We start from the raw sequence: 22,973 nt of genomic DNA, 5'->3' as shown, positions 1-22,973 counted from the left end.
CTATCGCACGAATAGCGGGCAAAAAAAGAGGCACGCATGGCGTACCTCAGGAAACGGATGGTCGGGCGCGCTGCTCCAGATGGGTCAGCAACGTGATGGCGCCAATGATGATGGCGGCGCCAAGCCACAGTCGGCCGGGCGGTGCCCAGCCAAACACCAGCCAGCCTGCCAGCACGTTCATCGGCAGCTTGGCGAAATCAAAGGGCTGGATGAAGGAGGCCTCCGCCACGCTGTAGGCGCGGGCGATGGACATCTGGGCCAGAGCCGACAACACGCCTGATGCGGCCACCAGCAGCCACTGGCTTTCCGTTGGCCACTGCCACTCAGGTAGCGCCAGCATGGCGTTGAACGGGGTGCTGAAAATAAGCAGGTAGACGACGATGGTGTGGGACGATTCGCTCGCCGCCTGATAACGCACCAGCAAGGAGTAGCCAGCCCAGAACAGCGCCGCCGCCACCGGCAGCAGAGAGGCCCAGCTGAAATCATCATTCCAGGGGGCGAGGATCAGCATGGCGCCGACAAAGCCGGAGAGTGTGGCCACGATGCGGGCGCGGCTCACCTGCTCTTTGAGAAAGAGAGCGGATCCCAGCGTGGCAAACAGCGGTGACGTCATCAGCAGGGCGATACCCTGCCAGATGGGAACGGGCTCGGCCAGCGCCCAGAGCCAGAACTGGATGCCGCTCACCGCCAGAGCGACCCGCAGCAGATGCAGGCGCAGCTGGTTGGTCATCAGGGATTGGCGCAAGCCATGGCGGACCAGCCAGGGCAGCAGGCAGATCAGGGCGATCAGGTACTGGTGAAAGGCAACCTGGGTCGAGGGGAGGCCAAGCTTGAAGCTGACATACTGGCTCAGGCTGTTGACGGCGGCGAAACAGAGGCCTGCCACCATCATCCAGACTGCACCGGCGAAAGGGGAGTGGCTGCGCGAGTGGGCCATGGGATCCGGGTCACTGAAAAAAGTGCGGCGGATCATAGCGGCAATCGTTTGTTCTGCCAAGGGTTGATGCGCCCGTTGCCGCGCAATCAACCAATATCAAAATTTTTGAACAAGTTGAGCATCTATTTTCGCTATCAGCAAAGAAGCGCAATGTTTAGAGTGACCTCCATCGACAGCGCTGCTGTTCAACCGACAACCAAATGGAGTTTCACCATGGCCAATATCCTCGTTCTCAAATCCAGCATCCTGGGTCAATATTCCCAATCCAACGCCCTGATCGACGGCTTCCTGGCTGACCATCAGGATGATGTCGTCACCGTGCGTGATCTGGCGGCCCTCAACCTGCCGGTGCTGGATGGCGAGCTGGCTTCCGGCCTGCGCGGTGGTGACAACCTCAATGAACGTCAGCTGGCGGTGATCGCCCAGTCCGACGAGCTGATCGCAGAGCTCAAGGCGAGCGATCTGGTGGTGATTGCCGCCCCCATGTACAACTTCAACATCCCGACCCAGCTGAAAAACTGGATCGATCTGGTTGCTCGTGCCGGCGTCACCTTCCGTTACACCGAAACCGGCCCGGTCGGCTTGGTTGAGAACACCCGTGCGTTGGTGATCAGCCCCCGCGGCGGCATGCACGTTGGCAGCGCCACCGATCTGGTGACCCCCTACATGCGCACCGTGCTGGGCTTCATCGGTATCAAGGAGGTGGATTTCATCTACGCCGAGGGGATGGGCATGGGCCCGGATGCCCAGAGCAAGGGGATTGAAGCCGCCAAGGCGCAGCTCGAGACGCTGGCTATCTAAGCCGTTTGCCAGCAAGGGCAATCAGCCCCGCCATAAACAACAACGCAGCCATCAGGCTGCGTTTGTTTTTTCACGCTTGTTGCGTTCACAGAACCGGTTGCAGGTGCAGAGGCTACTCCAGCATAAAGCGGCGGCAACCCCGTATCAGCATCAACACCACAGCCGCGAGAGAGCCAACCATCACCGCAGTGAGCCACTGTTCGACGCTTTGCGGGATCTGCGGGGTGAAGAGGCTGATCATCAGCAGCATGCAGAGCGTGATCAGGAAATGTTCGCGGTTCAACGTCATGGGATCATCCTTGGGTTTGCTCACTGGCAGCAAGAGTAGCGCCCTCGTGTGACAGTGTGATGTATCCGTTCATCGCACTGCCGAGGCTTGAGTGACCATATCAGGTTTTGGCCCCGCTGCCACTGTGGCTGCTGACGTTGTGATCCCGATCCCTATCTGAACTGTTTTTGCTCGGGCTGGTAGTGAAAATCACCGCTGGCCAGCCGTGCTTCCAGTGCCGCCTGATCGAGATCCTGCGCCTTGCAGAGGTCTTCCAGATCATCGTAACGATCACGCAGCTGCATATTGATCAGGCTCAGCAGCATGTTGACGTCCATGGTGGCAAATTTCTTCAGATCCATCCTATTTCTCCTTGTCGAGAGAGTGCAGCTGTTCGATGGCCGCGCTGACGCTGTGCAGATGCTGGCGGATCGCCTCGCGGGATTCACTGGGCAGGTAGTCGGTCAGGGTATGCTGCCAGCTGCCCGCTTCGCTCTTGAGCTGCTGGAACAGGGCGAGGCCGCTATCGGTCAGGGAGACCAGACTGATACGCTTATCCTGCTCGCTGTTTTCGGTGAAGATGATGCCTTTTTCGGCCAGACGGCGGATCTCGCGGGAGATGCGCACCTTGTCCATGCCGCTCGCCTCGACCAGCTCTTTCTGGCTGATGGGGTAGTTGGGGCCGAGCACCATCATCAGACGCCACTGGGGAACGGTCAGCTGGTAACGCTGTTCGTAAAACTGCTCGAAGGTATCCCGTAGCATTTCGGCGGCATGTACCAACTGATAGGGCGGGTAGTGAGCGAGTAACGCTATGATTTTTGACATATTACACCCTGCTGTGACGGCTGCATCAGATGCAGTTTCTTTTGATACTTTGACATTGATGATACGAAACTCAAGCGAGTTTGTCTGACCCGGTTGCGATGAAATGTGCGGTGACGCACGCCATCAGACAAAAACCGGGTCAGTTCGCCGGGATTTTAATCCGGAAGTGGTCAGCCCTTGCGCAGCCAGAGCAGAGCGCTCTGCTTGAGCCAGGCCTCGCGGGTGTGCATGGTGTAGAGGGCAGCCTCATCGCGGCTGCCTGCCTGCCAGCTCATCGGCTCCTGCTTTGGCAGCTTGCGCTGACCGAGCAGACAGGCCGGAACGTGCGGGTTGGCATTGATGGCGGCCAGCAGATGGGGTCGGGCGGCATCCGCCCCTTCGCGGGCAAAGATCATCAGTGCGCGGTTGTAGAGCAACCAGCTGGAGGCCTCATCGAAGCGCACCAGCAATTCGGCCAGCGCCTGCCAGTCGCTTTGCAAGGCGTAGAGGGAGGAGAGGTTGTAGCGGCAACCCAGCTCGTCGGGGATGCAGATGGCCAGCAGTGCCAGATACTCCTCCCTGGCTTCGTCCAGCTTGCCAAGGCGTAGCAGGCAGTCGGCGCGACCGGCCCGGGCTGCCAGCAAGGGGCGCACTTCCGGAGCGCTCCAGCCATGGCCGCCCAGCTGTTGCCAGAAGCTGGCATCAAACAGCGGGCTGGCATCGGCGATGATCTTCTCGAACCAGCCGAGGCGGGCCTGATGGTCCCGGCAGTTGTCCGCCAGCTCGAACCAGCGTTGCCACTGCTGGGCCTGCTCGCTGTCGAGGGCTACATCGGCGCTCGGCGCGGCCTGATACTGATCGAGCTGGAGCAGCTGGTTGAGGGCGGTCTTCATATTCTGGCGCTGGCGTTTGCAGAACTCGACAAAGGGGAGTTCGCTGGCGGCGGCGCTATAGAGCATCTGCGCCATCTGTTTGTCGCGAAACAGGCTCAGTTCGGCGGCCAGGCTGAAACGGTACTGGGTAGTCGGGTCGTTCAAATCCTTTGGCTTGGGCCAGGTGGCAAAGCCCTGACTGAAGCCGTAGCACCACTGCCCGAGCGGGTGGCTTTGTTCAAAGACCTGTTCCGGGTTGTCGGTAGGGAGGCGGCATTGGCTCGGCAGGGCCAGCTGTGCTTCATCTGCCTGCGCTTCTAGTTCGGCGATCAGATGGGTGAGGGCCTCGCCACTCTTTTCATCCAGCTCGGCGTCATGGGGCAACAGACCGGCCAGCGGGGCCTGCCAGTCAGGGGCATCCGGCCCGACCAGACGGGCACACAGAAAGCCGTGCAGAGCGGGATAAGTCATCGCCTGCTGGCTGTGGGTCTGGATCCATTGATTGAGATGACGGGTACGAGTGGATGGGTTCATCGACAGTTCCTCTGGATTTGAGCAGCCGCGAAGTCTACCTAAATGTGGGGGTATTTGCAGCAAAGGGACGGTTGAATGGCGATTATATCGCCATCGACCGGTCAGAGTGAGGTGAGGGGACTAGGCCGGATCACCCCTCTTGGGGTAACATGCGCGGCCATAGGGGCCGTGATCCAGCCGGCCCGTCCGGGTAATGAAAAAAGAGAGCACCATGATACAGATTGGCAAGATGAACACCCTCACCGTCGTTGAACTCGAAGATCGCGGCGCCTGGCTGGCAGCCGACGAATACGGCGAGCTGCTGCTGCCCAAGCGCCAGCTTCCCGAGGGGATCAAGGAGGGGGAGAGCGTACAGGTATTCCTCTATCTGGATGCCGACTGCGAGCCGGTCATCACCACCGACAAGCCCTTCGCCATGGTGGACGAGTTTGCCGGTCTGAAGGTGGTCAACGCCAACAAGATCGGTGCCTTCCTCGACTGGGGCATGAAAAAGGATCTGTTTGTGCCAAGCCGTGAGCAGAACAAGCCGATGCAGGTGGGTCACGTCTATCTGGTGCGTTTGATGCTGGACAACGAGGGGCGCATGGTGGGTACCAGCCGCCTCGAGCGCTTCCTGAGCACCGCCAAGCCCCCCTTCAAGGCGGGAGACGAGGTGACCGCTCTGCCCGGTGAACACTCTCCCCTCGGCATCAAGGTGATCGTCAACGGCCAGTATCCCGGCATGCTGTTTCGCAACGAAGTGTTCGGCCGGGTGATGACGGGCCGTCCGCAGACCGCCTGGGTCAAGCAGGTGCGCGACGATGGCAAGCTGGATCTGACCCTGCAAAAGCCGGGTATGGCCAAGGTGGACGATGCCGGCGAGCGCATTCTGGCCCGGATGAAAAAGCAGGGTGGCAGTCTGGCAGTGGGTGACAAGAGCGAACCCGAGCTCATCTACAAGCTTTTTGCCATGAGCAAGGGGACCTTCAAGAAGGCGATCGGCGGCCTCTACAAGCAGGGCAAGATCGTCATTGAAGACAATGCCATCACCCTGACCGAGACGGGATCTGCTGCCCAGAGCGGGGAGCAGGAGTAAGTGCCGAGTCCCTGCATCGGGCTATGCAAGGCAAAGGATGGCCTCTGCCTTGGCTGTGGTCGCACCCTGACCGAGATCGGTCACTGGTCGGCGATGGAGAGCGATGCCCAGCTGGCAGTGATGGCCGAGCTGGATGGTACCAGGAGCACCCACCGTTGTCCGGGCTGTGGTGAACCGGCTTATTGCGCCGTCTCCGCCGGGATGACCATCGAGCAGTGCTGGTGCAGTCAGTTGCCGGCTTTGCCGATGACGGAGGCCAGTGCCTGCTGGTGCCGTCGCTGTCTGGCCAAGGCCATCGCGGCGCAGCCCTGAGCAAGGGAAGCCAGAAAAAAGAAAGGCGCCGATGGCGCCTTTTTTATGCCTGTTGCTGGCGGTGCCAGCGCACATAAACCTGATTTTCCGTGATCAGGCGGGGCAGGAGGAAGGTGGCGAAGATCACCTCGAACTCCTCCTGATGATCCAGCAGACCCACCCACACTTCGACCCAGCGCTCCATATCGACCGGCTCACCCAGCTCTGCCGACCAGTCGGCATTGGGCAGGGTCGCCTCCACGGCGCCACGCTGTTCAAACTCCAGGGTGATATCGACGATTTGTTCGGGGGCAAGCATGTCGGCGGCCTGCTCAAGAAACTGATCATAGGCCCATTCGACCAGCTGATCCGGGGTACGCTGTTCCATGAAATCACTCCAGATACATCGAGGCCGCTACTGTAACAAGTATTGGCGGTGGCGGCCAGACCAGTGCACCGCGGGGTATGACCTGTCCAACCGGTCATATCGGGGGTATGGTTAAGTGGCGGGTGAATAGGCGTGGGGGCGACGCGATGCGGTTACGGACAAGACGACAGCAGATCAAGCGACGACGGGAGAGCTGGTGGTGGCACTCTCTGCCCCTTAATCAGGAGCCGGCAGAGGTGGGGCAGGTGCCACCGGTAAAATCCGGTGGCACCTGATGATCAATTGGCCTGATAGACCCGGTTGAGGGCCACCTGACCCAGTTGCCCCATCTGGCGGCGGATCCAGACCGCCCGCTTTTGCACATAGGGCGAAGGGGGCTTGACCCGATAGCGCCAGGGATTGGGCAGGGCAGCTGCCAGCAGGGAGGCCTCGTAGCGAGTCAGCCGGCTGGCCGGTTTGCCGAAGTAGTAGTTGGCTGCTGCTTCAGCGCCATAGATACCGGGGCCAAATTCCACGATGTTCAGATACATCTCTAGGATGCGGGATTTGTCCCAGCCCAGCTCCATCAGCAGGGTAAACCAGGCCTCCAGCCCTTTGCGCAGGAAGCTGCGATCACTCCACATAAAGAGATTCTTGGCGGTCTGCTGGCTGAGGGTACTGGCACCCCGTACCTGCTCGCTGTGCTGGTTGTGCTTGAGCGCCGCATTGATGGCATCCATGTCAAAACCGTTGTGCTCGGCAAAGCGCTGATCTTCGGCGGCAATCACCGCCAGTTGCAGCTCTTTGGAGATAGACTCCAGATCCACCCACTCATGGCGCACTTGTGCCACTTTGGCAGGTGGAAAGAGGGCTCGCTCGATGCGCCAGCTCCACATGGGGGGATCGATAAAGCGCAGCAGCAAGACGGAGACGACCGAGCAGACAAGCCCGGCCAGCAAGGCCTTGCCAACCCACTTCAACACCCGGCGCCCCAATGAGGGGGCCGGGGTTTCAGGCGCCATCTGCCGGGCGTCAGAGTCAGACTCCCAGACATACTGGCTCGGATCATCGGGATCCGGAATTATTGGGGCAGCCATTCGATGTGGCAGAACTTCTCGTCAACACGGCGGGAGAGCAGCATGCGGGCAAACAGGTGCTCGTACTCTTCTTGCTCGTTGCCAAGGCCAACCCAGATCTCGGCGTACTCGGCATCGCTCACGGCAAAACCCACATCCGCTTCCCAGTCGTCGGCCGGATCGGTCTCTGCCAGCAGGCCGCGATCGTTGAACTCCTGATTGAAGCGGATGATCTCCTGCTCCGGCAGGTTGTCGGAGGCCAGCTCCATAAAGAGTTCAAGGGCGGTGTCGAGCAGCTCTTCGACGCTGTGCATTTCGTCATTCAAGGACATAAGTTCTGTTCCAGAAAAAAGAGAAGAAGCCTCGCTGGCCGATGCAAGCGAAGGCGGCGCTATTCTAGCTGTCGCCAGACCCCTTGGCGAGCCGGTTGCAGGCGCTTCGCCAAGTTGAGGCAATAAAAGACCGGATCCAGCCAGGGGATCCGGTCTTTATTGAGGGAAGGGGTCACGCATATGGCGTCAGCTCATCCCTTCTTGTTGTCATCAGCGAAGGTGATGTTGAGCTCGAGGACGGAGAGCTCGTCACTCTTCTGATCCATCTGGACGGTGATCTTGTCCGGATCGATGTTGACGTATTTACGGATCACGTCGAGGATATCCTGCTTGAGCTGGGGCAGGTAATCCGGCCCCCCTCTGGATGAACGCTCGTGAGCAACGATGATCTGCAACCGCTCCTTGGCCAGTTGTGCGGTGTTCTGTTTCTTGTTGGAACGAAAATAATCCAATAATGACATGTTTAACTCCCGAACAGTCGGCTAAAGAAGCCCTTCTTTTCTTCTTCCAGAAAACGAAATTCCTTGGTATCACCGAGCAGACGGGAAACCGCATCATCATAGGCCTGACCGGCATCGGACTCCTTGTCCAGAATGACCGGCTCGCCCGAGTTGGAGGCACGCAGCACAGCCTGTGACTCCGGGATCACCCCGAGCAGCGGGATGGCCAGGATCTCCTGCACATCCTGCACACTCAGCATGTCGCCGCGATTGACGCGGGTCGGGCAGTAGCGAGTCAGCAGCAGATGTTCCTTGATGGGATCTTCACCACGCTCGGCACGGCGGGATTTGGAGGAGAGGATGCCGAGGATCCGGTCGGAGTCACGCACGGAAGAGACTTCCGGGTTGGTGGTGACGATCGCCTCGTCGGCAAAGTAGAGGGCCATCAGGGCGCCCGCTTCGATCCCCGCCGGAGAGTCGCAGACGATGTAGTCAAACTTCATCTCGGCCAGTTGCTCCAGCACCTTCTCGACACCCTCTTTGGTCAGGGCATCTTTGTCACGGGTCTGGGACGCCGGCAGGATATAGAGGTTCTCGCTGCGCTTGTCCTTGATGAGGGCCTGATTGAGGTTGGCCTCACCGTTGATGACGTTAACGAAGTCATACACCACGCGGCGCTCGCAGCCCATGATGAGGTCCAGGTTTCGCAGACCGATGTCAAAATCGATGACCACAGTTTTGTGGCCACGCTGGGCTAAACCGGTACTCAGGGCCGCGCTGGTTGTGGTCTTGCCAACGCCACCTTTACCCGATGTAACGACTATGATTCGCGCCATTCTCGCTTCCTTGTAACTCTATTTGATACGGTCTATACGGAGTTGTTCATTATCCAGCCGGATATGGACCGGTTGCTGGATGAGGCCTGCCGACAATGCATCGCTGAGCTGGAATGTGCCAGCGATGGAGAGCAGCTCGGCCTGTAATTGCTGGCAATAGATCCGGGCCCGGGTATTGCCGCGGGCTCCGGCTATGGCTCTGCCACGCAGGGTGCCATATATATGAATGCTGTCATCGGCGAGCACTTCGGCCCCCGGACTGACTGAACCCAGCACCACAAGCGAGGTGCCGGCAGCATAAATCTGCTGGCCGGAGCGCACCGGGCCCACATGCACCCGGGTCGGGATGAGGGGGGCCGGCTCCGGCTCAGGGGGCGTAACGGGGGCGGCAGGTGCCACCACTGGCTCTGGCTCAGGTTGGGGATCGCTCTTGCGGCTCTTGCCCGAGGCCATTACGGCAAGGCCCACGGCCTTGGCCGCCGTCTTCATCTCTTCACTTCGCGCGCCCGTGATGCCGACCAGCACGAACTCTTCCGACTCCACCAGCTCCTTGAGCTGTTCGAAGTCGGGGATCTGTTCCAGTCGGGAAACATTGATCACCAGCGGTGCGCAATTAAAGAAGTAGGGCGCCTGAGCCACCTTTTCCGCCAACAACTGACGGATCCGCTCTGGCTCGCCATCGCTGATATGCAACACAGAAATAGTGAAGGTGGTCCCTTTCAATTCGTTATCGCGCTCAACCATGAATCTTCCCCGAGGCAGAGATGCTAATCCGTTATTGTTATTCAATTCCTGATGTTATAGTTTGCCCCCATCAGAGGCAATAAACTCGTCGGATTATATCAATTTCCATGTTGTGTGCAGTCTATAAAAGTCGCAAAAAAGCCGAGACCTACCTTTTTGTTGAAAGAAGAGAGGACTTTTCCCGCGTCCCGGCCCCCTTGATGGCGGTTTTTGGTCGTCCCGAGCTGGTGCTGATGACCAAACTGGACCCGGCCAAACCCCTCGGGCTGGCCGATGTCGGCAAGGTGATGGAGGCGTTGACCATGCAGGGATTCTACCTGCAGGTGCCGCCCCCGCCGGAGAACCTGCTGGAAGAGCACAAGGCCCGCCAGAAAAAGGGCGCGTGACCTCTCCCGCCTGAAACCATCGAGATGGCCCCGTCGCAACAGAGCGTGTAACGGGGCTGTTTTTTTATCCGGTTATCGCCATTTTCTACCTTGCGATTCATCGCTTATGTTCAGTGCCTGAACAACTGATGATAAATTAACGGGGGTGCTTAACCGGACAATATTGGTCATCTGCCCGATATATTGCCGGCTTGTCCACGGAGTTACTTTTGGCGAGCACAACAGCGAGCACAACACTTGTGCCAATTTTTTTCGAGCAGTTCCATCGATTGGGGGAGGGGTTATTTACACCATTATTTTCTTATCGCCTTACCTCGTTTTCCCTTCTTTTTTTAAAATATAAAGTCAAGCATCTATGACCTGCTTTTAGTCAATTTTTGTCCTTGCTCACAAAATAGCCCAGCTGTTTCTAGCCAATTTCCCGCGCGAGCAGCCTTGCGAGACGCGCTTGCCAGCCATTGAGAAAAAGAGCTTGGCCACCAATATATTACCGCTATCTGATAAGAGTCCTGTTGGACGAGAGCATCCCGTTTGGGAACCTACACGAGCAGTCGAGCAAAGCCTTGCTGTTATCAGCCAATAGTGGTCAAGGCCAGCGTGATAGTAATTGTGAATATGTTGGCGTAATCAAACCGGCGCAGCAGGGGCTCTGGGGAGGTGTGCTGCAGGATAAAAGGGGAGGGAGCCACATAGTTGCACACCACAGCGTACAAATATGGGTCAGGTGTATGGCTGGTTTGCAACATGTCGTATTGGCGAAAGTATGTGGCTTGGCGATGGCTGAAAATTACTTCTGTGCAGCTGATAACAGCGCGGCCCATAAAGCGGCGGCAAATAAAAAAGGATGGCGGTTGGCCATCCTTTTATTGTCGTCGGCACAAGTTGCCGAGCGGTATTACGCCTTTTTCAGGTAGGCGGCGACCAGCACGATCTGCACACCGTTGACCTTGCCTTCGATATGCAGCGGGTTGTTGGTCAGGCGGATGCCCTTGACCAGAGTGCCGCGCTTGGCGGTAAAGCCGGCGCCCTTGACGTCCAGATCCTTGATCAGGGTGACGGAGTCGCCCTCTTGCAGCACGGCACCGTTGGAGTCAACGGTCGGCACGCTGTCGTCATCTTCGGAAGCCATGCCCGCTTCGGCCCAGGCCTTGGTCTCTTCTTCCATGTACATCATGTCCAGCATGTCCTGAGCCCACACTTCGCCTTGGGCGGAGAGGCCTTTCAGCTGGCGCCATGCCATGACCTGAACGGCCGGCACCTGGCTCCACATGCTGTCGCCCAGGCAGCGCCAGTGGTTGACAACCACGGTCTCTGGCTGCTCCAGCTGGCCACGGCAGGTATCGCAGATGGCCACGCTGTGATCATCGTCGCTGGCGGGGGAGTGGGGTACCACGAAAGCGGTCAGTGCCTGCTCGGCGCCGCACAGTTCACACTTGGCGCCTGCGCGCGCTTGCAGGATGGCGTTGATGGTCATGTTATTGATCCCCTGGTTGGTAGTAAAACGACCCGCATCGGGCGGGGCGCATCAAAGAGGGGGCGGAATATAGCATAAAACCCCGCATTTTGTCAGGTCGGGTAGCAAGCCGGGTCAGGCTACTCCCTTGAGCGGCACTTTACTGCGCAGCAGGAGTGCAATTTGAAGCGGGATCGCTAGAATGAGCCTCCTTTTGACTACCGGATAGAGGCTCCTGTGCTGGCGCAACGCTTTCAACAACTGGATCAGCTGCTGATCCTCCATCGGCGCTGGTGGCAATATCAGCCCTATCACCACCTGACCATGCCCTTTGCCAACGAGGCACCGGAGCTGGTGGCACAGCTCGATGCTCTCACGTTGGAGCAACTGGCTGAACTTGATGGCGACATGGCGGCCCTTGGCTCGTTGCTCTCCCCCTGGATTGCCGATGGCGAGGTGTTGCTGCAACTCAGTCAGCTTGAGCCTTTTACCCCCGAGCCAATCAATTGCAGCAAGGAGATGGCGCTGCATATGCCGGGGCGCAAGCAGGCGCAAATCGAGGCGTTCACTGCCTGCTTGCCTGTGCATCATGGGCCCTATCTGGAGTGGTGTGCCGGCAAGGGGCATCTTGGGCGACTGGTGTCACGTCATCGTCACGCGTCGGTATTGAGCCTCGAATTGCAAGAGCAGCTCTGTGAAGAGGGTCGTCAGCTGGCTGAGCGTGATGGCGCCACCATGACCTTCTGCTGCGCCGATGCCTTTGCTCCCGAGTCTGCCGAGCTTATTGCGCCCGAGCACCATGCCATGGCACTGCACGCCTGTGGCGAGTTGCACACTCATCTGTTGGCGCAAGTGGCCGAGCGCAGTGCCCGCGGGGTGACCATCTCCCCCTGCTGTTACCATCTGATCCGCACCCCGGATTACCGTCCGCTCTCTCAAGCTGCTCAGGGTAGTGCGTTGCGTCTGGTCAAGGCCGATCTCAAACTGCCGTTGCAGGAGACGGTGACCGGTGGCGCGCGGATCACCCGCTTGCGCGAGCAGGAGGTGGTGTGGCGACTCGCCTTTGATTGCCTGCAACGGGAAGTGCGCGGGGTCGATGAGTATCTGCCGGTGCCCAATATGCAAAAGAGCCTGCTGACCGGCAGTTTCGCGGCATTTTGCGACTGGGCTGCCGAGCGCAAGGGGATCCCGTTGCCGAGCGGACTGGACTACGACGCCTTTGTGGCCAAAGGGGAGGCGCGTTTTGGCGCTGTCGCTAGGATGGAGCTGGTGCGTCACCTGTTTCGCCGTCCCCTCGAGATCTGGCTTGCCCTCGATAGAGCCTTGTTCCTGCAAGAGCAGGGTTATCGGGTCGAGGTGGGGGAGTTCTGTGCCAAACCGATGACGCCGCGCAATATCCTGATCCGCGCGGTGAAGGCACAAGCCTGAGTCGCTAGCCTCCCTGCCGCCTGATGGTTTCGAATGGCTGACAAGCTCCTCTTGTCAGCCATTTTTTGCGTCTAAAAAAATGTACGGGTGGTAGCCACTCCATCCACTCGCGCGGATCCAGTTTTACTGGTGCCACCTTGTCAAAAATTGTTTCGTATGAGTTCTTTGTGTCGGTTAATGGCTAATTTTTCTGACAAGGTGAAATGGCTCACAAATCTGTTTTATTTCTTAATTCTCATCGTGAATTTAGTTAATAAAACACCTACTCTTGTAGCGCCCTATATTCAAACAAGGACTGTGATTTATGTTCAAACCCAAGCGTTGTGCCTGGTTGATTGCGGCTGCCTGCGCATTGCCAAGTTATAGTGCAATGAGCGCAACCATGAATATTCAACCCGATCCGCAGAACCCCGGTGGATATGTTATTGCTGCCTCTGATGTGGCTGCCGTGGAAAAAGCCAAGACAGCCAATCCCATGTATGCAATTTGGGCCAAGGCGTTGGCGACCCGATCCAATAAAATAGTCGATGCCATTGAACCCGGGTTGGCAAGCAACCCTGACAACGTAAAACGGGTTGAACGGGTATTTCCCCAGTCGGAATGGGATTATTTAACCCAGATGGCAGCGCCGGAATACACCTATGTCCGGTTCTTGCGTGCTATCGGTAAATTTCCGGCATTTTGCGGGGAATATACTGACGGGCGTGATTCAGATGCGATCTGTAAAAAATCCATCGTGACCGCCTTTGCCCACTTCTCTCAGGAGACGGGGGGGCATATCTCCAAGGACAATGTCTCCGACAACCCGCTGGGGCTGGAAGAGTGGCAGCAGGCGCTGGTGCATGTGCGCGAGATGGGCTGGTCAGAGGGACAGACTGGCTACACCACCGGCTGCGGTCAGAACGACTGGCAAAACAAGAAGTGGCCCTGCAGTACCGGACAAGGCTACTTTGGCCGCGGTGCCAAGCAGCTCTCCTACCACTTCAACTACGGCGCCTTCTCCGAGGCGATGTTCGATGGCGATGCCTCCGTGCTGCTCAACAACCCGGGGCTGGTGGCCGACTCCTGGCTCAACCTCGCCTCGGCCATCTGGTTCTTCCTGACGCCACAGGCGCCCAAGCCGGCCATGCTGCACGTGATTGACCGCACCTGGGTACCCTCCAAACGGGAAGTGGATGCCGGTATCGGCTATGGCTTTGGCACCACCATCAACGTCATCAATGGCGGCATCGAGTGTGGCGAACAGAACAAGGACAAGGGGCAGCCGGTCAACCGTATTCGTTACTGGGAAGGGCTGGCCAATCACTACCAGATCCCGGTCAAGGCCGATGAGAAGAATACCTGCTGGCAGCAGACGCCCTATGGCAGCCTCAACCTCAACGGTGCCACCGACGTGCTCTACACCAACTGGGATGGCAACTGGAAATACTACCCGGATCGTCCGGGCGGCTACTCCTTCGAGTGTGAGCTGGTTGGCTTCCAGACCGCCTACTCGGCGCTGGTGCCGGGCGATTACCAGAAGTGCGTGACCAACTTCTACGGCTCCCACGCCAATTGGCCGAAAGTACGGGTCGTGGACAAACTGACCCCGCCGCCGGTCGATCCGAGCGAACCGCCCATCGGCGGCAACCCGGCCTGGGAAGCGACCAAGGTCTATACCGCCGGTAGCAAGGTGAGCTACAAAGGTGTTGTCTATCAGGCCAAATGGTGGACGCAGGGGGATGATCCCGCCAAAGGTGGCCCCTGGGTTGTGGTGCCTGCCAAATAAGGTGGCGTGATATTGACAATTAGAGAGGAGAGGGGGGCTCCCTCTCCTCGTTAATTCAAAAATTACATCGCCGAATATTATCTTGTATTTTCAATGGTGCTTTAGTCTTGGTTTATAGAACGATTTTTATCTGAAAATTGAAATAAAATGGTGTTGGGAGAAGTGAGGGGTAGCTGTTTTACATGTCGATTGGTTAGCTCCATAAATTGGCGTCAACTGATAATTTTTACACACTGCGGGCTAATTCATTCTTCATCATTAAATGAATCCTCTCATTGCACGTGAGGGGAGTAATTCTCCTATTGGTAAACTGTCATTTATCACCAAAATGGTGAGGTCTTGCTATATAGCGCATTTTTATCTCGGCACTTTTTCGCTTATTCCATTGAGAAAATTGATGTGAACGATCGGTTTATATTGGTAAGCTCTTTGGCTTGTGCAAAATTGCAACAAAGGGGGCAAGATGAAGGGCGGTTGTCATTGCGGGGTGATCCGCTATGAGGTGCTGACTGCACCTTTTGCGGCCGATTTTTGTCACTCTCGGGATTGCCAGCGTACCACGGGGGCACCGGTCGGGGCCTGGATGGACTTTCACGCCGAACAGGTGCAATGGTTATGCGGCAAACCGACCGAGTATGCGTCTTCAGACTTTATCCGCCGGGGATTTTGCGCCGAGTGTGGCTCCTCCCTTACGTATCGCAGCACCCAGTACCCTGAATATCTCACATTGGCTATCGCCTCCCTCGATAATCCGGATGCTGTTGCGCCAACCTACCACATCCATACCGACAGCCAGCTGCCCTGGTTGCCGATCCGGGACGAGCATCCCCGTTATCCCAAAGGGAAGTAAAACCAGGGTAACCCCAACAAAGGAGGTTGGCATGGAGCTGGTCGTTATCCGCCATGGCGAGACGCAAGCCAATGCGGAAGGACGGTATCAGGGCGCGCTGGATATCGGGCTTAATGAGAGTGGCCTGAAGCACATTGCCCGATTGGCTGACGAGATCGCGGCCGCTCAGGCCCCGTTCGATCGGCTGCTGGCTTCGCCGCTGCAGCGAACCAGAGAGAGCGCTGCGATCTTCGCTCGCCAGTTGGATTTGCCAGTGGAACTTGCGCCAGCCTTTCGTGAGCGGCATGTCGGCCTGTTTGAGGGGTTGACACAAGCAGAGGCGAAATCGCGTTATCCCGAGCTGTGGGCGCGCAATATTACCCGGCGTTGGGCAGAGGCACCACCCGGTGGTGAAACGCTGGATGAGGTAGTTGCCCGAGTGTCGCAAGGGCTGCTCGAACTGACCTCGAACGCGCAAGGGGAGCGCGTGCTGCTGGTCGCACATGGGGTCGTCGCCAAGGTGATCCGTGCCGTGACAAGTGCCGGATTTGATGACTTTTTCGATTGGCAGTTGGCCAACGGCGGCATGCTGACGGTGTATTTTCCGGTACCTTTAACGCCGGATAAACCTCTGCCATTTTGCCGACCCCCCTCAACCGGTGGACTATGAGTGAACCGACCTTTGTGACTCCCGATCATCCTTAATCCTGTTGTGCTCACTTTGCATCGTGTTTGCTGGTCATTCGGAGTCTGCTTGACCGCTATCTAAGGGTGATCGGAGGGGGCATTGTCGCGGCAAAGCGCTATCGCAAAAATAGACCTGCCGTGCTGGTCGAGCTCCATTATTGCACCTGTGCAAAAGTGATGGTTAGCTCTGTTACGCCAGTGAAGCAATCTATGTATGGGGACGGGTAAAAAGCACCACGCCACTCAAGGTGGCGTGGCTCCGAACTGGCTGTGATAACAAATGAATGGTTCTTTGTTGCTGATCGAGGGACAAGCCGTCGTGACTGAAGAAGGGGCCGAGCCATCAGGTCGGCTCCGGCTCCTCCTTGCGACAGCAGTTGCGCCCCTGTTTCTTGGCCATATAGAGGGCGGTGTCGGCCCGTCTGACCATCTTCTCCACACTGTCGAGGGGACCCTTGCTGGCGCTGATCCCGATGCTGATGGTGAGTGAGACCTCAAGCGCTCCGGATAGCGCATGGCGGGTCGACTCCACCGCCAGTCTGATCCGCTCGGCGCTGGCCCAGGCCAATTCTAACGAGGTCTCCGGCAGCAGCACGATAAACTCCTCGCCGCCCCAGCGCCCCAGCATGTCCACCTCTCGCAGCTGTTTGCCGATCCGGTTGATCAGACTCAGGATCGCCTGATCCCCCTGCTGGTGGCCAAAGTTGTCGTTGACCTCCTTGAAGTGATCGATGTCGATCAGCAGCAGGCTCATGGTGTGACCAAAGCGCTGGCAGCGTTGCATCTCGGCGTTGACCAGCTCATCGAAACGGCGCCGGTTGGCAATACCGGTCAGGGGATCCGTGGTGGCGGCGACTTTCAGCTCTTCCACCAGGCGCGCCCGTTCGGAGATGTCGCGCAGGATGGCGGTCATCTCGGTGGTCTGGCCCATATTGATCTTGGCGATGGTGACCTCCAGCGGAAATTCGCTGCCATCGCGGCGCAGCCCTACCACGGAGGCGCGGGCATGCATGGGGCGTGAATTGATGGGGGAGTTGCTGAACGCCTTGAAGTAGCTGTCATGGTTGGCGCGAAACCGTTGCGGCAGCAGGGTCTCCAGCCGTTTGCCAAGATAGCTCTCGTCGATGCCGAACATCTCGCAGGCAGCGGTATTGATAAGTTCGATCCGCGATTCGCTGCTGACGCTGATGATGCCGTCATAGGCGGAGTTGACGACCGCTTCAAAACGGCGGCGGCTGGTGGTGAGCGCATCTTCCAGCTGCTTCTTGGCGGTGATGTCGATGGCGGTGACGATGATCCTGTTGATCCGTGCCTGCTCGGGAATGATGGGGGAGAGGACAAAGCGCCACCAGCTGGTGCGCGACAGGCTATCGATGGGCAGTTCGCTCTCCACCCCTGTCTGCTGGCTCACGCACTCGTGCATCGGCTGCTCGATGCTGCTGGTGATGTAGCGGGGAAACATTTCGTTGAGCCGTTTGCCAATGCAGCCAAGCACCTCGATCTCGAAGGCTTTGGCGAAGGTGTCGTTGGCTGATACCAGAACAAAGTGGTCATCCTTGTCGAGGCTGAATACCGCCACGGCGGCACCGATGGCGTCGAGGGATGACTTGATGTCGGCATGGGAGCCTCGTGTAAACATGCAACCTCCACTGTCAATAACGTATTGATATTCAGTATAGGTTGCCGATTTTACGAGCTACTCCTCGATATCCAGCAAGACCAGAATGGCGCTGTCGCCGCCCCATTCGCGCGGAGCCTGATGAAAGGCGCGCACGTTGGGGTGCTGGGCCAGCCAGCTCGGAATGCGCTGTTTGAGGATATGTTTGCCGATGCCGTGCATCACCGAGGCGACGTGAATGTTCTCTTTCTGGCAGAGGGTGAGTAGGGCGGCCAGCTCCTGTTTGGCCTGATGCTGGTTCATGCCGTGCAGATCGAGGTAGATCTCCGGCGGATAACTGCCCCGCTTGAGCTTTTTCAGCTCGAATTTCGACACATCTTCGCGCACGTAACGGGTCGGACCATCGTCCTCGAGATGGGGCTGATACTCATCGCTGAAATAGTGGTCAACCCCAAGGGATTCGCGGCTTTCGCGCATTTCGCGTTTCTGCTTGACCGGGCGTAACTCGGCCCTTATGGTATCTTGCTTGATTTTCCGGGTACCTTTTATCGCATCGCGGAACAGCTGGGTTTCCTCGTCTGTCGGTGAGGGCGTTTTTTTCATCAGGTACTCGTCTTGCTCGCTGTATAAAATTCTCGGGCCGGATATTACTCGACTTGGAGGTGGATTTGGACAAGATATTTATCGATGAGGTGGTTGCCGAGATGCACACCATCCAGGACATGTTGCGCTGGGCCATGAGTCGTTTCAACGACGCCGGTATCTTCTACGGACATGGTACCGACAACGCCTGGGATGAGGCTGTGCAGCTGGTACTGCCCGCGTTGCATCTGCCGCCGGACGTGGATCCGGCGATGCGCCACTCCCGTCTCACCAGCAGCGAGCGTCACCGGATTGCCGAACTGATCGTGCGCCGCGTGCAGGAGCGTGTTCCCGCGCCCTATCTCACCAACAAGGCCTGGTATGCCGGTTGGGAGTTCTACGTTGACGAGCGGGTACTCATTCCCCGTTCTCCCATCGCCGAGATGGTGGCCAACCGCTTTGCGCCGTTCCTCAAACAGGAGCCGACCCGGATCATGGATCTCTGCACCGGCTCCGGTTGCATCGCCATCATCATGGCTCACGAGTTCCCGGACGCCGAGGTTGACGCCATCGACATCAGCGTCGATGCCCTGAATGTGGCCGAGCGCAACATCAACGATCACGGGCTGGAGCAGCAGGTTATCCCGATCCGCTCCGATCTGTTCCGCGATCTGCCGGCGGGCGACAAGTACGATCTCATCGTCTCCAACCCGCCCTACGTGGATTCCGAAGATATGTCGGATCTGCCGGACGAGTTCCGTCACGAGCCGGAGCTGGCGCTCGCCTCCGGCAGCGATGGTCTCAAGCTCACCAAGCGCCTGCTGGCCAATGCGGCCGACTTCCTCAAGGATGACGGCGTGCTGGTGGTCGAGGTGGGCAACAGCATGATCCATCTGGAGTCCCAGTTCCCCGAGATCCCCTTTACCTGGGTAGAGTTCGAGAACGGCGGCCACGGTGTGTTCGTGATGACGCGCGACGAGCTGGTGCAGTATCAGGATCATTTTGCCATCTACAAGAACTAAGCAGGAGCGCCTATGGCAGGGAACAGTTTTGGCCAACTCTTTCGGGTAACCACCTTCGGCGAGAGCCACGGTCTGGCGCTGGGCGCCGTGGTCGATGGCTGCCCGCCGGGGCTGGAGATCAGCGAAGCGGATCTGCAGGGAGATCTCGATCGGCGCAAGCCCGGCACCTCCCGTTACACCACGCCACGCCGTGAACCGGACGAGGTGAAGATCCTCTCCGGGGTGTTTGAGGGGAGAACCACCGGTACTTCCATCGGGCTCTTGATCGAGAATACCGATCAGCGCTCCAAGGATTACTCCGACATCAAGGATCTGTTCCGCCCGGGCCATGCAGACTACACCTACCACCAGAAGTATGGTCAGCGCGACTATCGTGGCGGCGGTCGCTCCTCCGCCCGCGAAACCGCGATGCGGGTGGCGGCGGGTGCTATTGCCAAGAAGTACCTCAAACAGGTGCACGGCATCGAGATCACCGGTTTTCTCTCCCAGCTTGGCCCCATCAAGGCCGAGGCGTTTGATGCCGTGCAGATCGAGCAGAATCCCTTCTTCTTCCCCGATGCGGGCAAGCTGGAAGCGCTCGATCAATACATGCGTGACCTGAAAAAAGAGGGCAACAGCATTGGTGCCAAGGTACAGGTCATCGCGCGCAATGTGCCGGTGGGTCTCGGTGAGCCGGTGTTCGACCGCCTCGATGCCGACATCGCCCACGCCATGATGGGCATCAATGCGGTAAAAGGTGTGGAGATCGGTGACGGCTTTGCGGTAGTGGAGCAAAAAGGCTCCGAGCACCGTGACGAGATGACCCCGGCCGGCTTTGCCAGCAACCATGCGGGCGGCATTCTGGGCGGCATCTCGTCGGGTCAGGATATCGTGGTGAGCATGGCGCTCAAGCCTACCTCCAGCATCACGGTGCCGGGCAAGACCATCACCACCGAGGGTGAGGCTACCGAGATGATCACCAAGGGTCGCCACGATCCGTGCGTCGGCATCCGTGCCGTGCCCATCGCCGAGGCGATGCTGGCGCTGGTGCTGATGGATCATCTGTTGCGTCACCGCGCCCAGAATCAGGGCGTATTGACCCAGACGCCGCAACTGCGCTGATCGGCATAACGACCCACTGGCTGATCAACTCTTATTATTGGCCAGCATGAAAAAGGCGACCTTTGGGTCGCCTTTTTGTTTTCTCTGTTCGGGTTAATGCAGCGGGGGTTCATCGCCATCGGGGGCGGCGCTCAGGCGGCATGTGGGGGGCGGAAAGTTGCGATCGGTTTTGGGCAGGGTAGCGATCGCCTTGTCGATGCTGACGAGCTGCTCATCGCTGATGCTCTCTTTGGCAAACATCAGGCTGACCGGTTGGTGGTGGAGCAGCAACTGGCAGCTGATAAAGCCGGTGGCGCCGAGCTGGTCGAGGCGATAACGGGCGTATTGCCACTCCATGATGACACCGTCGAGGCGGCGGGCGAGCAGCAGATCGATCAGCCGGTCGTCGGCGTTGTACTCGGTTACCTCCTTGAGTGCCGGGCAGTTTTCCAACTGCTGCATCGGGCGGGTGCCGCGCAGCTTGCCGATCTTGAGCCCCTTGGCGTTGCACAGCGCAGAGAGGGTCGGGTAACCGGCCCAGCGATCCTGCTGGCCGGGAATGGGATCGTTGCTGAGCAGCACGTAGGCGCTGTGGCGATAGGGGGCGGAGAAGCGGGCATATTGCTCGCGCTCCGGCAGCGCCAGCGCGCCCATCGCCACATCCAGCTGGCCATGCTCTACCAGATGGAGTGCCCGGGCCCAGGGAATTTCACGAAATTTGGGGGTGAAACCCGCTTTGGTGAGGATTTGGCGGGTCAGGCTGATATCGAGCCCTGCCAGTTCCCCTTTATTGTTGAGCTGACTGAAGGGGGGCCAGTGGCTCCAGGCCACGGTGAGAACCTGCTTGTCGGCATGTGCCGGCATCGCCCACAACAGCAGCAGGGCAAGCCAGAGTGGCCATCTGATGGGAAAGCCTGATTGCCTCTTCATATAAACCTCATCATCCCTGATCTTTTTGATCTCCGTGCCTTGCTGACAACAGAGTGTTTTTATTGTGTTTGATGTTAATAGGGCGGTAGTAAAAGATCGGGTAAACGGGAGCAATTGGGGCAGGGAAGGCGGGATTTTCTCCTCGTGCTGGGAGGAACATCACATTTTTCTCGTTTCTCCTCAATAACTCCGCTAGACTGCGCCCCTATTCTTTCCCCTTTGCTCTGCTCCCCGGGGAAATCGTTGTGTTCTCAACAGGCCCGAGTCTGGCGAGATGGCATCGGCTCAGCAGAGGAGCCCCATCCCGGATTGTCGGCGCCCCTATCCCTAGCAGGTAACTATGAGTTTTACTTCCCTCGGTCTGGCCGAACCCTTGTTGCGTGCCGTTGCCGAACAAGGCTACGACACCCCGTCTCCCATTCAGCAGCAAGCGATCCCCGCCGTTCTGGCTGGCCGCGATCTGATGGCGGCGGCCCAAACAGGGACCGGCAAGACCGCAGGCTTTACCCTGCCGATGCTGCAACGTCTGATGGAGAGCAAGCGCAAGGTCTCTCCGAACCGCGTCCGTGCGCTGGTACTGACCCCGACGCGCGAGCTGGCCGCCCAGGTGGGCGAGAGCGTGCGCAACTACGGCAAGCATCTGCCCCTGCGCAGCCACGTGGTATTTGGTGGCGTAAGCATCAACCCGCAGATGATGGCGACCCGCCGTGGTCTGGACGTGCTGGTGGCCTGTCCGGGCCGTCTGATCGATCTCTACAACCAGAATGCCGTCAAGTTTGACGAGGTGGAGATCCTGGTGCTGGACGAAGCGGATCGCATGCTCGACATGGGCTTTATCCGCGACATCCGCCGCATCCTGACCCTGCTGCCGAAGAAGCGCCAGAACCTGCTCTTCTCCGCCACCTTCGCCGATGAAATTCGCGAGCTGGCCACTGGCCTGCTGGACAACCCGGCTGTGATCGAAGTCGCCCCGCGCAACAGCACCGCCGAGCGTATCGAGCAGCTGGTGCACCCGTGCGACAAGGCCAACAAGATTGCCCTGCTGAGCCACCTGATCTCCAGCAATAACTGGCAGCAGGTGCTGGTCTTTACCCGTACCAAGCACATCGCCAACCGTGTTGCCGAGAAGCTTGAAAAGGACGGCATCAGTGCCGCCGCCATTCACGGCAACAAGAGCCAGGGTGCCCGTACCCGCGCGCTGGCCGGTTTCAAGGATGGCAGCGTGCGCGTGATGGTGGCGACCGACATCGCGGCCCGTGGCCTCGATATCGACAAGCTGCCGCAGGTAGTGAACTTCGAGCTGCCGAACGTGGCGGAAGATTACGTGCACCGTATCGGTCGTACCGGTCGTGCCGGCGCTGCCGGTCACGCCATCTCCCTGGTTGCGGCCGATGAAGGGAAACTGATCAAGGCCATCGAGCGTCTGACCAAGCAGAACATCCCCTGCGAGCAGGTGCCCGGCTTCGAAGCGTCCCGCGAGACCCTCGACAACATCGCCCGTGGTATCGGCGCGCCGCTGCGCAAAGAGCCCCGTGATCCGAGCGAGCAGCGCCGTGCGCCGCGTCCGCAAGGTCAAGGCCAGCGTCAGGGTGCCGCTCGCTCCGGCAACAACGGTGGCAACGCAGGCGCTAGCCGCTCCGGCAACGGCGGCAAGCCCAAGCCCCAGGGTGGTCAGCGTCCGGCTGATGGCGCCGCCAAGCCGGCTCAGGCCCGTCGTCCCCGTCGCGCCAGCCACAACCAGTAAGGGCAAGGATAGCCACTCTCCCGCTCTGAACGGTTAAACGAAAAGCCCTGCCATATCGGCAGGGCT

Annotated in this window: 27 protein-coding genes; 12 read left to right on the top strand and 15 right to left on the bottom strand. The window is 58.7% G+C overall.

Features of this window, described 5'->3' with window-relative positions; genetic code table 11:
* Positions 1-46 precede the first annotated feature (46 nt).
* A complete protein-coding gene (locus AAHA39_RS18470) occupies positions 47-937 on the bottom strand; it encodes a DMT family transporter (protein ID WP_320656581.1) in 891 nt (296 codons plus the stop codon).
* Positions 938-1,150: 213 nt separating this feature from the next.
* Here AAHA39_RS18470 and AAHA39_RS18465 point away from each other — a divergent pair, with 213 nt between their 5' ends.
* Positions 1,151-1,738, top strand: coding sequence for an FMN-dependent NADH-azoreductase (locus tag AAHA39_RS18465; protein WP_162516857.1), 588 nt, complete (start codon positions 1,151-1,153; stop codon positions 1,736-1,738).
* Positions 1,739-1,850: 112 nt separating this feature from the next.
* On the opposite strand, the gene AAHA39_RS18460 is transcribed toward AAHA39_RS18465, so the two are convergent.
* The 4 genes from AAHA39_RS18460 to AAHA39_RS18445 all read right to left on the bottom strand — a co-directional run bounded on the left by AAHA39_RS18460 (position 1,851) and on the right by AAHA39_RS18445 (position 4,219).
* On the bottom strand, positions 1,851-2,027 hold the full coding sequence (locus AAHA39_RS18460) for a hypothetical protein (protein ID WP_320656575.1): 177 nt from the start codon (positions 2,025-2,027) through the stop codon (positions 1,851-1,853).
* A gap of 152 nt (positions 2,028-2,179) precedes the next feature.
* Entirely contained in the window at positions 2,180-2,368 is a 189-nt protein-coding gene (locus AAHA39_RS18455) for a DUF4250 domain-containing protein (protein ID WP_041207874.1), read from the bottom strand.
* A gap of 1 nt (position 2,369) precedes the next feature.
* A complete protein-coding gene (locus tag AAHA39_RS18450; protein WP_033112507.1) occupies positions 2,370-2,834 on the bottom strand; it encodes a MarR family winged helix-turn-helix transcriptional regulator in 465 nt (154 codons plus the stop codon).
* A 170-nt stretch (positions 2,835-3,004) separates the two neighbouring features.
* Entirely contained in the window at positions 3,005-4,219 is a 1,215-nt protein-coding gene (locus tag AAHA39_RS18445; RefSeq protein ID WP_320656576.1) for a YecA family protein, read from the bottom strand.
* A 193-nt stretch (positions 4,220-4,412) separates the two neighbouring features.
* Here AAHA39_RS18445 and AAHA39_RS18440 point away from each other — a divergent pair, with 193 nt between their 5' ends.
* Entirely contained in the window at positions 4,413-5,294 is an 882-nt protein-coding gene (locus AAHA39_RS18440; RefSeq protein ID WP_320656577.1) for a CvfB family protein, read from the top strand.
* Positions 5,295-5,606, top strand: a complete 312-nt coding sequence (locus AAHA39_RS18435; protein ID WP_033112504.1) for a DUF1289 domain-containing protein — start codon at positions 5,295-5,297, stop codon at positions 5,604-5,606.
* Between the two features lie 43 nt (positions 5,607-5,649).
* Here the strand turns inward: AAHA39_RS18435 and AAHA39_RS18430 are convergent, their stop codons facing one another.
* The 6 genes from AAHA39_RS18430 to minC all read right to left on the bottom strand — a co-directional run bounded on the left by AAHA39_RS18430 (position 5,650) and on the right by minC (position 9,380).
* Positions 5,650-5,973, bottom strand: a complete 324-nt coding sequence (locus AAHA39_RS18430; protein WP_041207870.1) for an HI1450 family dsDNA-mimic protein — start codon at positions 5,971-5,973, stop codon at positions 5,650-5,652.
* Between the two features lie 278 nt (positions 5,974-6,251).
* The gene (mtgA, locus tag AAHA39_RS18425) at positions 6,252-7,049 is read right to left on the bottom strand and encodes a monofunctional biosynthetic peptidoglycan transglycosylase (protein WP_320656578.1); all 798 of its coding nucleotides are present in this window, start codon (positions 7,047-7,049) and stop codon (positions 6,252-6,254) included.
* A complete protein-coding gene (locus AAHA39_RS18420; protein ID WP_033112501.1) occupies positions 7,034-7,360 on the bottom strand; it encodes an HI1450 family dsDNA-mimic protein in 327 nt (108 codons plus the stop codon). Before AAHA39_RS18420 ends, mtgA begins: the two co-directional genes overlap by 16 nt.
* A gap of 191 nt (positions 7,361-7,551) precedes the next feature.
* The gene (gene minE, locus AAHA39_RS18415; protein WP_033112500.1) at positions 7,552-7,821 is read right to left on the bottom strand and encodes a cell division topological specificity factor MinE; all 270 of its coding nucleotides are present in this window, start codon (positions 7,819-7,821) and stop codon (positions 7,552-7,554) included.
* Positions 7,822-7,823: 2 nt separating this feature from the next.
* On the bottom strand, positions 7,824-8,636 hold the full coding sequence (gene minD / locus AAHA39_RS18410) for a septum site-determining protein MinD (protein ID WP_033112499.1): 813 nt from the start codon (positions 8,634-8,636) through the stop codon (positions 7,824-7,826).
* Positions 8,637-8,654: 18 nt separating this feature from the next.
* On the bottom strand, positions 8,655-9,380 hold the full coding sequence (gene minC / locus AAHA39_RS18405) for a septum site-determining protein MinC (protein WP_342690030.1): 726 nt from the start codon (positions 9,378-9,380) through the stop codon (positions 8,655-8,657).
* 107 nt (positions 9,381-9,487) lie between these two features.
* Between minC and AAHA39_RS18400 the strand changes: the two genes are divergently transcribed.
* Positions 9,488-9,766: a YcgL domain-containing protein gene (locus AAHA39_RS18400; RefSeq protein ID WP_041207867.1), complete on the top strand. Its 279-nt coding sequence runs from the start codon at positions 9,488-9,490 to the stop codon at positions 9,764-9,766.
* Between the two features lie 512 nt (positions 9,767-10,278).
* The gene (locus tag AAHA39_RS18395) at positions 10,279-10,680 is read left to right on the top strand and encodes a hypothetical protein (RefSeq protein ID WP_203976115.1); all 402 of its coding nucleotides are present in this window, start codon (positions 10,279-10,281) and stop codon (positions 10,678-10,680) included.
* On the opposite strand, the gene AAHA39_RS18390 is transcribed toward AAHA39_RS18395, so the two are convergent.
* A complete protein-coding gene (locus AAHA39_RS18390) occupies positions 10,662-11,240 on the bottom strand; it encodes a PhnA domain-containing protein (RefSeq protein WP_201966531.1) in 579 nt (192 codons plus the stop codon). The genes AAHA39_RS18395 and AAHA39_RS18390 overlap by 19 nt on opposite strands.
* Positions 11,241-11,456: 216 nt before the next feature.
* Between AAHA39_RS18390 and AAHA39_RS18385 the strand changes: the two genes are divergently transcribed.
* From AAHA39_RS18385 to AAHA39_RS18370, 4 genes are all read left to right on the top strand, one after another.
* The gene (locus AAHA39_RS18385) at positions 11,457-12,647 is read left to right on the top strand and encodes a methyltransferase (protein ID WP_320657208.1); all 1,191 of its coding nucleotides are present in this window, start codon (positions 11,457-11,459) and stop codon (positions 12,645-12,647) included.
* 304 nt (positions 12,648-12,951) lie between these two features.
* Entirely contained in the window at positions 12,952-14,415 is a 1,464-nt protein-coding gene (locus AAHA39_RS18380; protein ID WP_201966528.1) for a chitinase, read from the top strand.
* A 463-nt stretch (positions 14,416-14,878) separates the two neighbouring features.
* On the top strand, positions 14,879-15,265 hold the full coding sequence (locus AAHA39_RS18375) for a GFA family protein (RefSeq protein ID WP_320657209.1): 387 nt from the start codon (positions 14,879-14,881) through the stop codon (positions 15,263-15,265).
* 31 nt (positions 15,266-15,296) lie between these two features.
* Positions 15,297-15,914 (top strand): histidine phosphatase family protein, encoded by a 618-nt coding sequence (locus AAHA39_RS18370; RefSeq protein ID WP_320657210.1) that lies wholly within the window; start codon positions 15,297-15,299, stop codon positions 15,912-15,914.
* A gap of 360 nt (positions 15,915-16,274) precedes the next feature.
* Here the strand turns inward: AAHA39_RS18370 and AAHA39_RS18365 are convergent, their stop codons facing one another.
* Positions 16,275-17,570, bottom strand: coding sequence for a sensor domain-containing diguanylate cyclase (locus AAHA39_RS18365; protein ID WP_320657211.1), 1,296 nt, complete (start codon positions 17,568-17,570; stop codon positions 16,275-16,277).
* 57 nt (positions 17,571-17,627) lie between these two features.
* A complete protein-coding gene (smrB, locus tag AAHA39_RS18360) occupies positions 17,628-18,152 on the bottom strand; it encodes an endonuclease SmrB (RefSeq protein ID WP_041207861.1) in 525 nt (174 codons plus the stop codon).
* Positions 18,153-18,217: 65 nt separating this feature from the next.
* Between smrB and prmB the strand changes: the two genes are divergently transcribed.
* Positions 18,218-19,153, top strand: a complete 936-nt coding sequence (gene prmB / locus AAHA39_RS18355) for a 50S ribosomal protein L3 N(5)-glutamine methyltransferase (protein ID WP_104015044.1) — start codon at positions 18,218-18,220, stop codon at positions 19,151-19,153.
* Positions 19,154-19,165: 12 nt separating this feature from the next.
* Positions 19,166-20,254 (top strand): chorismate synthase, encoded by a 1,089-nt coding sequence (gene aroC / locus AAHA39_RS18350; RefSeq protein ID WP_320657212.1) that lies wholly within the window; start codon positions 19,166-19,168, stop codon positions 20,252-20,254.
* A 93-nt stretch (positions 20,255-20,347) separates the two neighbouring features.
* Here the strand turns inward: aroC and AAHA39_RS18345 are convergent, their stop codons facing one another.
* Positions 20,348-21,163 (bottom strand): substrate-binding periplasmic protein, encoded by an 816-nt coding sequence (locus AAHA39_RS18345; RefSeq protein ID WP_407707142.1) that lies wholly within the window; start codon positions 21,161-21,163, stop codon positions 20,348-20,350.
* A gap of 340 nt (positions 21,164-21,503) precedes the next feature.
* Between AAHA39_RS18345 and AAHA39_RS18340 the strand changes: the two genes are divergently transcribed.
* A complete protein-coding gene (locus tag AAHA39_RS18340; protein WP_320657213.1) occupies positions 21,504-22,907 on the top strand; it encodes a DEAD/DEAH box helicase in 1,404 nt (467 codons plus the stop codon).
* Positions 22,908-22,973: the final 66 nt, after the last annotated feature.

The sequence above is a fragment of the Aeromonas sp. SE22 genome, from assembly GCF_038739755.1.
Lineage (GTDB): Bacteria > Pseudomonadota > Gammaproteobacteria > Enterobacterales > Aeromonadaceae > Aeromonas > Aeromonas jandaei.
The sequence above is the reverse complement of the archived record's forward strand: the minus strand, read 5'-3'. Positions and strand labels throughout refer to the sequence as shown.

Bases quoted from the DNA above. Each gene is read 5' to 3' on its own strand.
- AAHA39_RS18345 (WP_407707142.1), bottom strand. From the start codon at position 21,163: ATGAAGAGGCAATCAGGCTTTCCCATCAGATGGCCACTCTGGCTTGCC.
- AAHA39_RS18445 (WP_320656576.1), bottom strand. From the start codon at position 4,219: ATGAACCCATCCACTCGTACCCGTCATCTCAATCAATGGATCCAGACC.
- minE (WP_033112500.1), bottom strand. From the start codon at position 7,821: ATGTCATTATTGGATTATTTTCGTTCCAACAAGAAACAGAACACCGCA.
- AAHA39_RS18465 (WP_162516857.1), top strand. From the start codon at position 1,151: ATGGCCAATATCCTCGTTCTCAAATCCAGCATCCTGGGTCAATATTCC.
- minD (WP_033112499.1), bottom strand. From the start codon at position 8,636: ATGGCGCGAATCATAGTCGTTACATCGGGTAAAGGTGGCGTTGGCAAG.
- AAHA39_RS18470 (WP_320656581.1), bottom strand. From the start codon at position 937: ATGGCCCACTCGCGCAGCCACTCCCCTTTCGCCGGTGCAGTCTGGATG.
- smrB (WP_041207861.1), bottom strand. From the start codon at position 18,152: ATGAAAAAAACGCCCTCACCGACAGACGAGGAAACCCAGCTGTTCCGC.
- AAHA39_RS18420 (WP_033112501.1), bottom strand. From the start codon at position 7,360: ATGTCCTTGAATGACGAAATGCACAGCGTCGAAGAGCTGCTCGACACC.
- AAHA39_RS18380 (WP_201966528.1), top strand. From the start codon at position 12,952: ATGTTCAAACCCAAGCGTTGTGCCTGGTTGATTGCGGCTGCCTGCGCA.
- AAHA39_RS18365 (WP_320657211.1), bottom strand. From the start codon at position 17,570: ATGTTTACACGAGGCTCCCATGCCGACATCAAGTCATCCCTCGACGCC.
- minC (WP_342690030.1), bottom strand. From the start codon at position 9,380: ATGGTTGAGCGCGATAACGAATTGAAAGGGACCACCTTCACTATTTCT.
- AAHA39_RS18455 (WP_041207874.1), bottom strand. From the start codon at position 2,368: ATGGATCTGAAGAAATTTGCCACCATGGACGTCAACATGCTGCTGAGC.
- AAHA39_RS18390 (WP_201966531.1), bottom strand. From the start codon at position 11,240: ATGACCATCAACGCCATCCTGCAAGCGCGCGCAGGCGCCAAGTGTGAA.
- AAHA39_RS18400 (WP_041207867.1), top strand. From the start codon at position 9,488: ATGTTGTGTGCAGTCTATAAAAGTCGCAAAAAAGCCGAGACCTACCTT.
- aroC (WP_320657212.1), top strand. From the start codon at position 19,166: ATGGCAGGGAACAGTTTTGGCCAACTCTTTCGGGTAACCACCTTCGGC.
- mtgA (WP_320656578.1), bottom strand. From the start codon at position 7,049: ATGGCTGCCCCAATAATTCCGGATCCCGATGATCCGAGCCAGTATGTC.
- AAHA39_RS18460 (WP_320656575.1), bottom strand. From the start codon at position 2,027: ATGACGTTGAACCGCGAACATTTCCTGATCACGCTCTGCATGCTGCTG.
- AAHA39_RS18375 (WP_320657209.1), top strand. From the start codon at position 14,879: ATGAAGGGCGGTTGTCATTGCGGGGTGATCCGCTATGAGGTGCTGACT.
- AAHA39_RS18440 (WP_320656577.1), top strand. From the start codon at position 4,413: ATGAAAAAAGAGAGCACCATGATACAGATTGGCAAGATGAACACCCTC.
- AAHA39_RS18450 (WP_033112507.1), bottom strand. From the start codon at position 2,834: ATGTCAAAAATCATAGCGTTACTCGCTCACTACCCGCCCTATCAGTTG.
- AAHA39_RS18340 (WP_320657213.1), top strand. From the start codon at position 21,504: ATGAGTTTTACTTCCCTCGGTCTGGCCGAACCCTTGTTGCGTGCCGTT.
- AAHA39_RS18430 (WP_041207870.1), bottom strand. From the start codon at position 5,973: ATGGAACAGCGTACCCCGGATCAGCTGGTCGAATGGGCCTATGATCAG.
- AAHA39_RS18370 (WP_320657210.1), top strand. From the start codon at position 15,297: ATGGAGCTGGTCGTTATCCGCCATGGCGAGACGCAAGCCAATGCGGAA.